This window comes from Methylobacter sp. Wu1 (genome assembly GCF_036553575.1).
GTDB lineage: Bacteria > Pseudomonadota > Gammaproteobacteria > Methylococcales > Methylomonadaceae > Methylobacter.
This window is the reverse complement of the sequence record NZ_JAZHOC010000056.1, coordinates 1-14,678: the sequence shown is the minus strand read 5'-3', so window position 1 is coordinate 14,678 and position 14,678 is coordinate 1. Positions and strand designations below refer to the sequence as shown.

At 50.3% G+C, this 14,678-nt stretch carries 14 protein-coding genes; 4 read left to right on the top strand and 10 right to left on the bottom strand.

The genetic code is table 11. The features are described from left to right. Positions 1 to 234: 234 nt before the first annotated feature. The 5 genes from mtaB to V2P20_RS10920 form a co-directional block, all read right to left on the bottom strand. Positions 235 to 1,524: a tRNA (N(6)-L-threonylcarbamoyladenosine(37)-C(2))-methylthiotransferase MtaB gene (gene mtaB, locus V2P20_RS10940; protein WP_331818224.1), complete on the bottom strand. Its 1,290-nt coding sequence runs from the start codon at positions 1,522 to 1,524 to the stop codon at positions 235 to 237. Between the two features lie 4 nt (positions 1,525 to 1,528). Next, positions 1,529 to 2,758, bottom strand: coding sequence for a nucleoside recognition domain-containing protein (locus V2P20_RS10935; RefSeq protein WP_331818222.1), 1,230 nt, complete (start codon positions 2,756 to 2,758; stop codon positions 1,529 to 1,531). A gap of 223 nt (positions 2,759 to 2,981) precedes the next feature. Then, positions 2,982 to 4,346, bottom strand: a complete 1,365-nt coding sequence (purB, locus tag V2P20_RS10930) for an adenylosuccinate lyase (protein WP_331818220.1) — start codon at positions 4,344 to 4,346, stop codon at positions 2,982 to 2,984. Between the two features lie 93 nt (positions 4,347 to 4,439). Further along, positions 4,440 to 5,531: a tRNA 2-thiouridine(34) synthase MnmA gene (gene mnmA / locus V2P20_RS10925; protein WP_331818218.1), complete on the bottom strand. Its 1,092-nt coding sequence runs from the start codon at positions 5,529 to 5,531 to the stop codon at positions 4,440 to 4,442. Continuing rightward, the gene (locus V2P20_RS10920) at positions 5,524 to 5,985 is read right to left on the bottom strand and encodes an NUDIX hydrolase (protein ID WP_331818216.1); all 462 of its coding nucleotides are present in this window, start codon (positions 5,983 to 5,985) and stop codon (positions 5,524 to 5,526) included. Before V2P20_RS10920 ends, mnmA begins: the two co-directional genes overlap by 8 nt. 254 nt (positions 5,986 to 6,239) lie before the next feature. Between V2P20_RS10920 and clpS the strand changes: the two genes are divergently transcribed. Beyond that, positions 6,240 to 6,563, top strand: coding sequence for an ATP-dependent Clp protease adapter ClpS (gene clpS, locus V2P20_RS10915; RefSeq protein ID WP_027157262.1), 324 nt, complete (start codon positions 6,240 to 6,242; stop codon positions 6,561 to 6,563). A gap of 16 nt (positions 6,564 to 6,579) precedes the next feature. Continuing rightward, a complete protein-coding gene (clpA, locus tag V2P20_RS10910; RefSeq protein WP_331818214.1) occupies positions 6,580 to 8,850 on the top strand; it encodes an ATP-dependent Clp protease ATP-binding subunit ClpA in 2,271 nt (756 codons plus the stop codon). A gap of 38 nt (positions 8,851 to 8,888) precedes the next feature. On the opposite strand, the gene infA is transcribed toward clpA, so the two are convergent. The 4 genes from infA to trxB all read right to left on the bottom strand — a co-directional run bounded on the left by infA (position 8,889) and on the right by trxB (position 11,615). Beyond that, on the bottom strand, positions 8,889 to 9,107 hold the full coding sequence (gene infA / locus V2P20_RS10905; RefSeq protein ID WP_020157601.1) for a translation initiation factor IF-1: 219 nt from the start codon (positions 9,105 to 9,107) through the stop codon (positions 8,889 to 8,891). Between the two features lie 91 nt (positions 9,108 to 9,198). Further along, positions 9,199 to 9,906: an arginyltransferase gene (locus tag V2P20_RS10900; protein WP_331818213.1), complete on the bottom strand. Its 708-nt coding sequence runs from the start codon at positions 9,904 to 9,906 to the stop codon at positions 9,199 to 9,201. After that, positions 9,906 to 10,598, bottom strand: a complete 693-nt coding sequence (gene aat / locus V2P20_RS10895) for a leucyl/phenylalanyl-tRNA--protein transferase (RefSeq protein ID WP_194968419.1) — start codon at positions 10,596 to 10,598, stop codon at positions 9,906 to 9,908. Before aat ends, V2P20_RS10900 begins: the two co-directional genes overlap by 1 nt. Positions 10,599 to 10,661: 63 nt before the next feature. Beyond that, entirely contained in the window at positions 10,662 to 11,615 is a 954-nt protein-coding gene (gene trxB / locus V2P20_RS10890; protein WP_331818212.1) for a thioredoxin-disulfide reductase, read from the bottom strand. 195 nt (positions 11,616 to 11,810) lie between these two features. Between trxB and V2P20_RS10885 the strand changes: the two genes are divergently transcribed. Next, positions 11,811 to 14,183, top strand: a complete 2,373-nt coding sequence (locus V2P20_RS10885) for a DNA translocase FtsK 4TM domain-containing protein (protein WP_331818211.1) — start codon at positions 11,811 to 11,813, stop codon at positions 14,181 to 14,183. Between the two features lie 2 nt (positions 14,184 to 14,185). Further along, entirely contained in the window at positions 14,186 to 14,386 is a 201-nt protein-coding gene (locus V2P20_RS10880) for a hypothetical protein (RefSeq protein WP_331818210.1), read from the top strand. A gap of 17 nt (positions 14,387 to 14,403) precedes the next feature. On the opposite strand, the gene V2P20_RS10875 is transcribed toward V2P20_RS10880, so the two are convergent. Next, positions 14,404 to 14,678: hypothetical protein (locus tag V2P20_RS10875; protein WP_331818209.1), on the bottom strand; the 275-nt coding region annotated here is incomplete at its 5' end.

Genomic DNA, 14,678 nt, shown 5'->3' with positions numbered 1-14,678 from the left:
ACTAAATAATTAATGTCTAAACTGGTCTTGTTAGTCAGCCACAACAACTTTTTTGCTAAAGGATTGAGAAGCAATTGAAAGCTTCCCTTCATTGATGTCCCAAGGTGCTAAAATTAGTAGAGCAGGATCTAATACCGCTGCATGTTGAGCTATAAATAAATGATATCTCATTTTAACTTAAAGCTAAACTCCCGGATTAGGCGGCTCAAGCCGTGCTCACGCTTGTTCAAGCAATTATTCGGCAAGTTGGGCGACAAGATAATTTTCGGCAACCGCCGTCAATCTGGCCTTAATAATCTGATTCTCAAGCGATTCGTCCTGATTGATTACGCAGCCTACGCGCAGATAATTGGGCGTATAGCCAAACACCCTTTTTTTGCCGGCGTCGAGTTCTTCGCTATAGCCTTCCCATAACACCGGAAACGAATGGCCGACATTGGCTTCGAAAAATTGCCGTTTCATGATGTCGGCCAATTCATGAAGCTGTTGGCTGCGCTGCTTTTTGACTTCATTGGATAGCTGATCGGGCAGTGTAGCAGCTTTCGTGCCTTCGCGCGGCGAATACGTGAAGATATGGATATGGCCGAAACCGGTCTGCTTGATGAAATCGAAGCTGTCCTGCCATTCCTGTTCGGTTTCGCCGGGAAAGCCGACGATGATATCGGTCGTGATGTTGAAGTGCGGTATCTGCATGCGCAGCCTGTTCACGATGGCGGAAAACTCGTCGGTTTTGCAGCGCCGCGCCATGCGCCTGAGCACCGAATCCGAACCGCTCTGCAGGGGCAGATGCAAGTGCGGCATCAAACGCGGATTATCGAACAGCGCATAGAAATCGTCCGACAATTCCCACGGTTCCAAGGAGCCCAATCGCAGGCGGGGAATATCCGTTTCGGCCAGGATCGCTTTAATCAAGTCCGACAAGTTATTGCCCAGATCGCTGCCGTAGCCGCCCAGATGCACGCCGGTCAGGATGACTTCGTCGATGTTCTGGCGGTGCAGCGCGTTGATTTCATCGATCACGTCCGCGACAGGCCGGCTGCGTTCGACGCCGCGTGCGACAGTCACGATGCAGAACGTGCAGCGGTAGCGGCAACCGTCCTGAACCTTGACAAAAGCTCGCTGCCGGCCGCGTGTGAACAGGGAAATCTCTCCCGGTTCGGTCGACATGGCCGGCATGCTGTCCATGTTGAGCGCGGTCAGGGTTTTTTCGACCAGCCGATCCTTGTCCTTGTTGCTGACGACCAGGTCGACGCCCATTAACTGCGCTGCTTCATCTTCGTTCAAAGTGGCGTAGCAGCCGCTGACGACCAGCTTGGCTGCTGGATTGTCCCGGTGTATGCGTTTAATCAGCTGGCGCGATTTTCTGGCGGCGTCCTGAGTCACGGCGCAGGAATTGATGACGACCAGATTGGCGGCTTCCGCCTGCCGCGTTATCTGATGGCCGGCTTTTTGAAAAGCCTGAGCCCAGGTTTCCAGTTCCGCTTCGTTAAGACGACAACCGAGCGTTTTGAGGTGGATATTCATAAAATCAGCCAAAGAACCAATAGGCAATAAAAATGGCGGCCATAATGCCCGCAAAATCCGCTATTATCCCACAAGCAGCGGCATGACGGATATTTTTGATGCCGACTGCGCCGAAATAAATGGCCAGCACATAAAAGGTCGTTTCCGTGCTGCCTTGCACGATCGATGACAGACGGCCGGCAAACGAATCGGCGCCCATCGTTTTCATCGTGTCGATCATCATGGCCCGGGCGCCGCTGCCGCTGAATGGCTTCATCAGCGCAGTGGGCAGCGCATCGATAAAGCGGTTGTCGATCATGAATAAAGAAGCCAGATAGCGCGCCAGGTCTGCCAATAAATCCAAAGCGCCGCTGGCCCTGAATACGCCGATGGCGACCAGCATGGCAACCAGGTAAGGGATGATGGTGATCGCAGTCTGAAAGCCTTCTTTGGCGCCATCGATAAAGGCTTCATAGGCATTGATGCCTTTATGGATCGCGCCGAAAATAAATGCGACAACCAGCGTGTACAGGATGACATTGCTCATCAAGGCCGATTGCTCAAGCATCTGCTGCTGGGGCAGGCTTGAAAAATAACCGATAATGCCGGCTACAAGCAAGGTAAAGCCGCCCAGGTAAGCCATGACGACTTTATCGAGCAGATTGATTTTCTGCACGAATGCCACGGCAAGGAGGCCGCCCAGGGTCGACATATAAGTCGCTAATAAAATGGGGATGAAGACATCGGTCGGATTAACGGCGCCCAGCTGCGCGCGATAAGTGAAAATCGTGACCGGAAACAGCGTGACCCCTGCGGTATTGATAACCAGAAACAGTATTTGCGCATTGCTGGCCGTGTCAGGATGCGGGTTCAGCGTTTGCAGTTCCTTCATAGCTTTGATGCCCATCGGCGTGGCGGCGTTATCCAGCCCCAGGGCATTGGCCGAGATATTCATGACGATGGCGCCCAGCGCAGGATGGTCTTTGGGGATGTCCGGCATCAAACGGCTGAATAGCGGCGTCAGTCCTTGCGTCATTAACTGGATGAACCCGCTGCGTTCGCCGATGCGCATAATGCCCAGCCATAAGGCCAGGATGCCGGTAAGGCCTATTGAAATTTCAAATGCCGATTTGGACAAACTGAACATCGCGGTCATGATTTGTGCAAAAACCTGTTGATCTCCCAGGAACAGCAGTTTAAACAGCGCCGTGAAAAAAGCAGCGACGAAAAAGAAAATCCAGATGATATTGAGCACGGCAGGCCAGTATGAGTAATAACTGCGTGCTATTTTAATGCGGGAAAGCCGTGGTTGTCTTGCCGGGAATAAAAAGAGGGCTGTGCCAGGAGCGGCGACACAGCCAGGAAGTCTGATTGTCGAGTTAGCCTAACAAGGGAGAAAGTTAACCTGTGTGACAATCGCGTTCGATTATCTCGAAAATTATTGAATCATGCTGTGAGCCGTCTCACAAAATTGATCATTAAATGTTTCTGGCCAGTTTTTCAGCATAGCCGGTGTAATTGCGGGGCGTTAATTCCAGCAACGCTGTCTTGGCTTCAGCCGGTATGTCCAGGCTTTCAATGAAGGTCCGAAGCTGCTCTGGCGTAATGCGCTGGCCGCGGGTCAGCTCTTTTAATTTTTCATAAGGTTTTTCAATGCCGTAACGACGCATGACGGTTTGAATCGGCTCGGCCAGCACCTCCCAGTTGGCATTCAGATCGGCTTCAATGGCTTCGGCATTGATCTGCAACTTGGAGATGCCTTTCAAGCTGGCCTGTATGGCGATGCTGGTGTGAGCGATGCCGACGCCGATATTTCTGAGCACGGTTGAGTCGGTCAAATCGCGCTGCCAGCGGGAAACCGGCAACTTTTCGGCCAAAAATGAAAACAGGGCATTGGCAATGCCTAAATTGCCTTCCGAATTTTCAAAATCGATCGGGTTGACTTTGTGGGGCATTGTCGATGAGCCGATTTCGCCGGCAATCGTTCTTTGGCGGAAATAACCCAACGAAATATAACCCCATACATCACGGTCGAAGTCGAGCAAAATCGTATTGAAACGCGACAGCGCGTGGAAAAATTCGGCAATATAATCATGCGGCTCGATCTGGATCGTATAAGGATTCCATTGCAGCCCTAAGGATTCGACGAAGTTCTTGGAAAACTCGGCCCAATCCACATCGGGATAAGCCACGGCATGGGCATTGTAGTTGCCGACGGCGCCGTTGATTTTGCCTAATAAGGCGACGTCTTCCAGTTGCTCTTTCTGGCGCAGCATGCGCGCGGCCACGTTGGCGAATTCCTTGCCGGTCGTGGTCGGGGTGGCGGATTGGCCGTGCGTGCGCGACAGCATGGGCTGGCCGGCCGTTTCCACAGCGATAGCCTTGATCGCATTAATGCAGTCAGTGATTTGCTTGGCGATGACTGCACGGCCTTCTTTCAGCATCAGTGCGTAAGACAGGTTGTTGATGTCTTCTGAAGTACAGGCAAAATGAATGAACTCACTGACTTTTTCCAACTCAGCGTGGCCGGCTATTTTTTCTTTCAGCAAGTACTCAACCGCTTTGACATCATGATTGGTGGTTTTCTCGATGTCTTTAACGCGCTGCGCATCGGCTTCCGAAAAGTTGTCGACGATGCTGTTCAGTAATTGGTTGGCGGAATCGCTCAGCGGGCTGACTTCGGTGATCTGCGGATGAGAGGCCAGCGCCTGCAGCCAGCGCACTTCAACCTGCACGCGAAAACGGATCAGGCCGTATTCGCTGAAAATAGGCCTTAATTCTTGCACTTTATCGGCATAGCGGCCGTCAATGGGAGAAATAGCGGTAAGAGCAAAATTAGTCATGAGTTTGTCCGAATGTTTTTGATATTTTGGTCACGACGAAGCCATGCCGATGCTTGGCGGCAGCAGGGCTTCGCACTGAATAAACTTTAGATATTATTCATTGGCTTTGGATTCAATAATGCCGCCGCCGAGGCAGATTTCCCCGTCATAAAAAACGACGGACTGGCCTGGCGTAATGGCTCGCTGAGGCTGATCGAAAACCGCCTTGCAGCGGTCGTTGCCGATAGGCTCCAGGCGGCAAGGCTGGTCCGGCTGCCGGTAGCGCGTTTTGGCGCTGCAGCGTATCGGCTGGGTCAATGGCTTGTTGCTGCACCAGTCCAATTGGCTGGCTTCCAGCACATTGTGCAGCATCAATGGATGATCGTGACCCTGGCCAACGACAAGGACATTGTTTTCGAGGTCTTTTTCGAGAACATACCACGGCTCGTCCGGCGCATCTTTAACGCCGCCTATGCCAAGGCCCTGGCGCTGCCCGAGTGTGTAATACATCAAGCCCTGGTGCCGGCCGATATATTGGCCTTCCGGCGTGCGCATTTCGCCGGGCTGGGTCGGCAAATACCGTTGCAGGAACTCCTTGAATTTGCGTTCGCCAATGAAGCAAATGCCGGTGCTGTCTTTTTTCTTGTGATTGGCGAAACCGGCCTTTTTGGCCATGGCCCGGATTTCGGTTTTGTGCAGATGACCGATCGGAAACAAGGTGCGCGACAGCTGTTTTTGCCCCAGCGTATAAAGAAAATAACTTTGCTCTTTGCCGGGATCGAGTCCTTTCAAAAGAAAGTATTCGCCGTTTTTTTCGCTGACGCGGGCATAGTGTCCCGTGGCAATGTATTCGGCGCCCAGATCCTCGATCGCATAATTCAGGAAGGCTTTAAACTTGACGTGCTTGTTGCAGAGGATATCCGGGTTGGGTGTGCGGCCTGCCTGGAATTCGGACAGAAAGACTTCAAACACTTCATCCCAGTATTCGGCGGCAAAATTGATGGTTTTTAATTCAATGCCCAGCTTGTCGCAGACCTGTTGCGCGTCAGCGAGGTCCTGCATGGCTGTGCAGTATTCGGTGCCGTCATCTTCTTCCCAGTTTTTCATGAATAAACCGGTTACCTGATGGCCTTGTTCCAGAAGTTGTAACGCTGTTACGGATGAATCGACACCGCCGGACATGCCGACGATTATGTTTTTACGCATGATCAAGATCGAGAAATGATTGTAGTAATGATAAGGAGTGACGCTGCCCGCTCAGGTATTCATCCACGCTGATAAGCACCAAAGGGCTGCGCAAACGATGCTCTCTGGAGGCTATTTCGTCGCGGGTCAGCCAATGGGTGCCAATAATGCCGTCATCCAGTTTCTGGTTCGGATTGTGCGAATGGCATAGTCCTGAAAAGCAGATTCTGATGAAACTCGGAAATTCCGGGTTCTTTCGCCAAAGTTGAATCGCTACGATGTGTTCGGGCTCAAAAAACCAGGCAGTTTCTTCATGAACTTCACGTTTGACGGCCGCGATCAAATTCTCTCCCTTTTCAAGATGGCCCGCAGGCTGATTGAATTGAATGCCATTGGAGGTTTCTTCTTCAACAATTAAAAAACGATTGTTCTGTTCAATCACGGCAGCGACTGTGACGTGTGGTTTCCAAACCATTGATGAATTCCAGCTGTAAAAAATGCTATTTTACTTGATTTGGCTATATTATGTTTGTAAAGATTTTTGAACTCTACTGATGAAATAAGTCAAACGGGTGTCGCAAGCGTTTCCCGGAGATACCGGTTAATGTGTGAGAATAAACTTTTCGCTAGTCGAAAAGAACGGGTGTATTTTGTTATGTTTAGAGTTGAAATTTACTGATATTGGCACTATGGTTAAGCTCTTAAAATACTTTTATTATTTTCGTTGATATGTCTGATTTTGATCCATCTAAAGATAACGATGACGGTTTGGTTGTTCAGGAAGCCAAGCCTAAGTTAAAACGGCCACCTTTATACAAAGTTATCCTGTTAAATGACGATTTTACACCGATGGACTTTGTAATTGAGATTCTAATGGATTTTTTTGCTATGTCTGAAGAAAAAGCGACGCAGGTGATGTTGCAAGTGCATACGCAGGGTGTAGGTGTGTGTGGCACGTATTCTAAAGATGTTGCTGAAACCAAGGTGTATATAGTCAACGAATATTCACGTGAACATCATCATCCATTATTGTGTTCAATGGAAGAAGCATAGGTTGGAGAGATAAATTATGTTAAGTAAAGAACTTGAAATTACATTGAATCATGCTTTTAAAACTGCGCATGAAAAGCGACATGAATTTATCACGGTTGAGCATTTGCTGCTGGTGCTACTCGATAACGCTTCCGCAGAACCTATTCTGAGAGCATGTGGATGTGATATCAAGTTGCTGCGCGCGCAGTTGACCCAATTCATTGATGAGACCATGTCGTTGATTCCGGAAGGTGTGCAGCGGGAAACTCAGCCTACTTTGGGGTTTCAACGAGTCCTGCAGCGCGCGGTTTTTCATGTGCAGGCATCGGATAAGAAAGAAGTTTCCGGAGCCAATTTGTTTGTAGCCCTGTTCAGCGAACAGGATTCTCATGCGGTTTATCTGCTGAACAAACAGGACATATCCCGCCTGGATGTGGTCAATTATCTGGCTCACGGCATTTCAAAAGTGGATCAGGAGAAAGATTCTCCCGATGAGCGGACATCGGAGGTTGGCAGTTCTGATCCTGACGCTTCAGGCAGTCCGCTGGACAAATATGCCGTCAATCTCAATGAAGAGGCTCTGAGAGGCCGGATAGACCCGCTGATCGGACGAGAGCTTGAGGTTGAAAGAACCATTCAGATACTCTGCCGCCGTCGTAAAAATAATCCTTTACTGGTAGGCGAGGCGGGTGTTGGTAAAACGGCCATCGCGGAAGGCCTCGCGAAAAGAATTGTCGAGGAGAATGTCCCTGAAGTTCTGCTGAACAGTACCATTTATGCGCTGGATTTGGGGGCTCTGGTTGCCGGCACCAAATACAGGGGCGATTTTGAAAAACGCCTCAAAGCTTTGGTCAGTCAGTTAAAGAAAGAGCCTGATTCGATTTTGTTCATTGACGAGATTCATACCATTATTGGGGCAGGATCTGCTTCGGGCGGCGTCATGGATGCTTCCAATCTGATTAAGCCGGTGCTGGCTTCCGGCCAGTTGCGCTGTATCGGATCTACCACTTATCAAGAATACCGGGGCATTTTTGAAAAAGATCATGCGCTGGCGCGCAGATTCCAGAAAGTCGATATCGCCGAGCCTTCCGTTGAGGATACTATTCTCATTTTAAAGGGACTTAAATCCCGCTTTGAGGATCATCACGAGGTGAAATATTCCGCTGAGGCCTTGCGTCTGGCTGCGGAGTTGTCGGACCGTTACATCACGGACCGGCATCTGCCCGATAAAGCCATCGATGTCATTGATGAAGCGGGTGCAAGACAGCGTATGATGACCGAGGCTGATCGCAAAGAGGTTATTGATGTCGCTGAAATTGAAGAGATTGTTTCAAAAATAGCCAGAGTTCCTGCGAAATCCGTTTCTTCCAGCGATATTGATAAGCTGGCAAATCTGGAGAAAAACCTGAAAATGCTGGTTTTCGGCCAGGACGAGGCAATCTCGGCATTGGCTTCGGCGATAAAATTATCTCGCGCCGGTTTGCGTGAATCGCAAAAAACCATTGGCGCTTTCCTGTTTGCAGGGCCTACGGGCGTAGGTAAAACCGAAGTGACGCGGCAACTGGCCAAAGTGCTGGGCGTCGAGCTGATCCGCTTCGATATGTCCGAGTACATGGAACGTCATACGGTTTCCAGACTGATCGGTGCGCCTCCTGGTTATGTGGGCTTCGATCAGGGCGGTTTGCTGACCGAGCAGGTGACCAAGCATCCGCATGCCGTATTGCTGCTTGATGAGCTGGAAAAAGCCCATCCGGACGTGTTCAATCTGCTACTGCAAGTCATGGATCACGGTTCATTAACCGATAATAACGGACGCAAAGCCGATTTTCGCAACATCATCCTGGTGATGACTACGAATGCCGGAGCGGAAGAGGGCAGTCGCGCCTCCATTGGCTTCACCCAGCAGGATCATGCCAGCGACAGCTTGAAAGTGATCGAAAAAGGCTTCTCGCCTGAGTTCCGCAACCGCCTGGACGCCATCATCCAGTTTAAGCCGCTGGATATCTCAGTTGTCGGGCATGTGGTCGATAAGTTCATCTTTGAACTCGAAGCCTTGCTTGCAGAAAAGCATGTAACGCTGACGCTGGAGCCCGATGCCCGGTTGTGGCTAGCTGAAAACGGCTGTGATCCCAAAATGGGAGCGAGACCTATGGCGCGCTTGATTCAGGAAAAAATCAAGAAACCTCTTGCTAATGATTTGCTATTCGGCAAGTTGGCGCACGGAGGCGATGTGCGGATTTACGTGGAAAACAATGAGCTTGCCTTTGCTATAGAAAGCAGAGAGCTAAGCGTGCCGGAAAACAGCTAATAAATCAGGAAGCATGCGCTGTCCCATGAACAATGGGATTAGCGCATGCGGAATGTGATGCGGCCTTTGGTTAAGTCATAAGGCGTCATTTCAACCTTGACTTTATCTCCGGTGAGGATGCGGATGTAATGTTTGCGCATTTTTCCGGAAATATGCGCTGTCACAATGTGACCGTTTTCGAGTTCAACGCGGAACATGGTATTCGGAAGGGTGTCAATCACCTTGCCTTCCATTTCGATTTGATCTTCTTTTGCCATTTGTTTTGGTCCAGGTAATATAAAGCCGCCAATGATAACATAAGCTTGTTTTTAACAACAAACGTGTATATCGAAATGAGGCTTTATTTGTCTAAAGGGATAATTCAGTCCAACAATTTTTACTAAATAACTGTAAAGGCTGATATTCACTCTTGTAAGACATTTTTTTACAGTCTTTTATCCAGAAGCCCAGGTATAAATATTCCCGCTGTTGGCGTCTGGCCTGCTCGATCTGCCATAACACGGCGTAAACGCCGAGGCTGTAACTTGAAAGTTCGGGATCAAAAAATGTATAAACAGCCGATAAGGCATTATCAAGGTAATCAACTACCGCTATGCCAGCCAGCCGGTCATTGATCGAAAATTCCACGAAACGAGTATCGCACCACGAACTGCTCAGAAAACTGAGATACTCATCGGGACTGGAATGCGCCATGGAGCTATCATCGTGTCTCATTTTCTGATAGTGCATATACATATCGTAATGCTGTTGTTCAAAAACAGGCGGTTTAACCGTAACTTGGGTCTGGCTGTTCTTTTTCAGGCAGCGCTTCTGGGCCCTGTTGGCCCTGAATTGGTTGACCGCCAGCCTTGCCGGGATACAGGCAGAGCATTGAAGGCATTTTGGAACATAGACCTGATCGCCGCTACGGCGAAAGCCTTGCTCTATCAGTAATGAATAGATAGGCGTAGTCAATTGAAATGTCGGGTGCACGAACGCGGACTGCGCCTGCTCCCCATCCAGATAACTGCAGTCATATTCCTGAGTCAGAAATAGCGGGATAGAAATTGTTGTCATCAAAGTTTCCAGGCGGATTTATTGGCGGCAGTATCGCAATATTGATTAAGCAACTCTACAAAATAAGCTCGGTCAATTTCCTGGGCACCCAGGCTTTCCAGGTGGCGGGTATGAACCTGGCAGTCTATTAGCTGATAATCCCATAATTTAAGTTGTTCGACCAGGCTGACAAAAGCTATCTTGGAGGCATCAGTCATGGTATGAAACATGGATTCGCCAAAAAAAACCTGACCCAGGGCAACGCCATATAATCCGCCGACCAGCGAGCCATTAAACCAGGCCTCTACAGAGTGAGCAAAGCCGAGCCGGTGCAGTTCGCTGTAAGCCTCGGTTATTTCATCCGTTATCCAGGTGCCCGAACTGTCTTTCCGGAGCGCCGCGCAGGCATTGATGACTTTATCAAAAGCCAGGTCGAAAGTTACCGAGAACTTGTTTTGCCGCAAAGTCTTGCGCAAGCTGCGGGAAACGATCAGCTTGTCCGGGAACAAGACCAGTCGAGGGTCTGGCGACCACCAGAGTATAGGATCTTCAGGGTTATACCAGGGAAAGATTCCGTTTCGATAAGCTTTGAGCAGTCGTGTTTTTGACAGGCAGCCGCCTACCGCAAGCAAACCGTCGGGATCCCGTAGTGCTTGACTCAATGACGGGAAGTCTTCATATGGATTATTCGGATCTAGAATTGTCAGTTGCATAATGCGGACAGAAGGCGCCAGGCGGGAATTTTCGCCTGGTGCCTTCGCGTTTTTGCATATCTCCTATGCTAGTTCATCCAGGAATTTTTCTGCATCGAGAGCGGCCATGCAGCCCGTTCCGGCTGAAGTGATTGCCTGTTTATAAACGGAATCCATTACGTCACCCGCCGCAAATACGCCTTCGACACTTGTGGCCGTGGCATTGCCATGAATGCCGCTTTTCACTTTAATGTAGCCATTCTCCATGTCAAGTTGACCCTCGAAAATGCTCGTATTGGGCGTATGGCCGATCGCGATGAAAACGCCGTGCACATCCAGATCTTTGGTTGAGCCGTTGTGGGTATTTTTGATTCTGACGCCGGTAACACCCATATCGTCGCCCAAAACTTCATCCAGCGTATGGTTCCACTCGATGGCTACATTGCCGTTTTCGGCTTTTTCAAGCAATTTGCTGGACAGGATTTTTTCGGAACGGAACTTGTCGCGGCGGTGGATGACGGTGACTTTCGAAGCGATATTCGCTAAATACAACGCCTCTTCAACGGCAGTATTGCCGCCGCCGATAACCGCGACCGGTTTATTTCTGTAGAAGAATCCGTCACAGGTCGCGCAGGCCGAAACACCTTTGCCTTTAAAGGCTTCTTCCGATTCCAGCCCCAAATAACGCGCTGAGGCGCCGGTAGCGATTATCAGCGCATCGCAGGTATATCTGCCGGCATCGCCGGTCAGTTTGAAAGGGCGGGCTGACAAGTCGGCCGTATGGATATGGTCAAAAATAATCTCGGTATTGAATCGCTCTGCATGCTTAAGCATTCTCTCCATCAAAGCTGGGCCTTGCAGGCCTTCAGCATCGCCGGGCCAGTTATCAACTTCTGTGGTAGTGGTTAACTGGCCGCCTTGTTGCATGCCAGTGATGATAACCGGATTCAGGTTGGCGCGCGCAGCATAGATGGCAGCCGTATACCCGGCAGGGCCGGAGCCAAGAATCAAAAGACGACAGTGTTTGACGTCGCTCATCAAAAATCCTCCAAAGGACAAATATAGATAAATCTTCAAGAAATTATGAAGGCGAAATACTATTTCGTAAACTTTATTCTCTAGCATTTAGAGAGAAAGCAGGCGGGCGGTTATTGAGTATACTTCTAATGTAAAATATGTGATCATTCGCCTATAATAATGTTTTATTGGAATTATTATCTGACGAGTTATGACATGGCTGCTGTGATGGAAGAAAAAACTTTTCGGGGTTTGCGCGAGGTCGCTCTACTGAGTTTTTCAGCTGGCGCATTATTCCTACTCATTTCGCTGATCACTTTCAGCAATGAAGATGCCGGCTGGTCGCATAGCGGCGCGGCACAGACAGTTACCAACGCCTGCGGTGTCGTCGGGGCCTGGCTTTCTGATTTTACTCTCAGCATTTTTGGTTTAACGGCCTACCTGTTTCCAGCCATGATCTCCTGGTATGGTTATCTGATCTACAGACAGGGCAGGCCAACAGGCGGCAAAGTTATTACAGCCCTGCGCTGGTCAGGTCTCATCGCCACCATTGTCTCCGGAGCGGCCTTATTTTATTTGCATTTGTTAAGGGTCAAGATTGAATTGCCGGGCAGCACAGGAGGCATTTTAGGCCAGGAAACCGGAGACGCCTTGCTGATAATATTCGGCAATTCAGGAGCGACTTTGTTTCTATTGGTCGTGTTATTGGCCGGCGTTACGCTGTTTACAGGACTATCCTGGATTACGTTGCTTGATTTGATCGGTAAATCCACAGTTATCCTCTGCCGTTTTTTAGGGGCTAAAATCATGAGTCTCTGGCAGATGAGCCCCCTCAACCGGATTGAGATATCTGTCAAGCCTTCTGTCCGGGTTCAGGCGCCTGAGTTTTCCGCCGAGAAACCCGAAGTCAGGAAAAAGCCCAAGCCGAAAATGCTGCCTGCAATCGAAGCGGTACCCGTTATTGAAAAGGCGGCAGGAAAGACGGTGCCCATTCTTGAAAAGGCAGAAATCGCCATCTTTGAAAAAGTTGAAAAAATAAGCAAAGCCAAAAAACAACAGAATACCGATTTTTCAATTGCGGGCGAGGGCGTATTACCGCCTTTGACGCTGCTGGATGAACGTGATACCCATGTTAAAGGGTATTCCGAAAGCGATCTGGAAGAAATGTCCCGACTGGTCGAGAGCATTCTTGAGGATTTTAATGTTGTCGTGGAAGTCGTGGGCGTACTGCCGGGCCCCGTGATCACGCGCTTTGAATTGCAGCCGGCCGCCGGCGTTAAAGTCAGCCGCATCAGCGGCCTGTCCAAGGATCTGGCGCGCGCCTTATCGGTGACCAGTGTGCGTATTGTCGAAGTGATTCCGGGCAAATCGGTTATCGGCCTCGAGATTCCGAATCGCGAACGCGAAATGGTGACTTTGCGCGAACTGCTGGCCTCAAAGAATTTTGAGAAATCGAAATCACAGCTGACGCTGGCGATGGGCAAGGATATTTCCGGCGCGCCCGTCGTCGCCGATCTCGGCAAAATGCCGCATGCCCTGGTGGCCGGTACGACGGGCTCGGGAAAATCGGTCGCTATCAACACCATGATTCTCAGTTTGCTCTATAAATCGACGCCGGAGCAGGTACGCATGATCATGATCGACCCCAAAATGCTGGAATTATCGGTTTATGAGGGCATTCCCCATCTGCTGACGCCGGTCGTGACCGACATGAAAGAAGCCAGCAATGCCTTGCGCTGGGCTGTCGCCGAAATGGAGCGTCGCTACAAGCTGATGTCCAAGATGGGCGTCAGAAACCTGGCCGGCTTCAACCAGTTGATTACGGATGCCGAAGCCAGGGGCGAGACGATCAGGGACCCGATGTTCCAGTTGGTCAGGGAGCTTGAAGAAGGTGAAGAATTTCCGATTCTGACGACATTGCCGAGCATCGTTATCGTCATCGACGAGTTGGCCGATATGATGATGATCGTCGGCAAGAAGGTCGAAGAGTTGATCGCACGTCTGGCCCAGAAAGCCAGGGCGGCCGGCATCCATTTGATTCTGGCGACCCAGCGCCCGTCGGTTGACGTACTAACCGGTCTGATCAAGGCCAACGTGCCGACGCGGATTTCGTTCCAGGTTTCTTCAAGGATCGACTCGCGCACGATTCTCGATCAGGGCGGCGCTGAAGCGCTGTTGGGCAACGGCGATATGCTGTTTTTGCCATCCGGCACCAGCATTCCGGTTCGCGCTCATGGCGCGTTTGTCGATGACCATGAAGTTCACCGGGTTGTCGAGTTTCTGAAGAAAACGGCCCCGGCAAATTACCTTGATGAAATTACGCGCGAATCATCCGATTCCAGCGACGGCTTCAGCATGGGCGGTGGCGGCAATGGTGGCGGCGGAGAAGGCGATCCGCTGTATGACGAGGCCGTGCAGTTTGTCACCGAATCACGAAAGGCTTCAATCTCCAGTGTGCAGCGGCGTTTCAAGGTCGGTTACAACCGTGCCGCCTCCATGATCGAAGAGATGGAAGCGGCGGGCGTTGTCAGTCCGGCCGAGTCCAACGGCTCGAGAGTGGTTCTGGCACCGCCTCCGGTCAGGGATTGACGATGAATATTGCAATTATTGGCGCGGTCATGGTAATTATTGCCGTCATCGGCGGGGTACTTTTCGTCAGACGGCACACCGAACAGCCGCAGATACAAGTAAAAATGGTGCTTTTCGGACTTTATTTCTGGGGGCTCATTTTTGTGGAAATAATTATTTTGGCTCTGGCCTATGCGCTGAACCAAAAGTTTCATTTTTTCTGATGCGTGTGGGGGCGACTTTAGTCGCCTTTAGCCAGCAGGTTTAAGTCATAAACTGATGTTACGATAGGCACCCTTTCCCGTTTGCCGCGCCGAGCACCGCAGTTTTCGGCGAGAACAGCCCGCAGGGGCGTTTCATGGATGAAGCGCGTTGCCAAAGGGACAGGAGTCCCTTTTGGCAACCCTCGGCGAAAGCGAGGAGCGCAGGAAGCAAGCGGCAACCGGGCGGCCTTTTCTTTGGTTACTTTCTTTTGGCCGCGCAAAAGAAAGTAACTCGCCCTCGGGTGCGAGAACC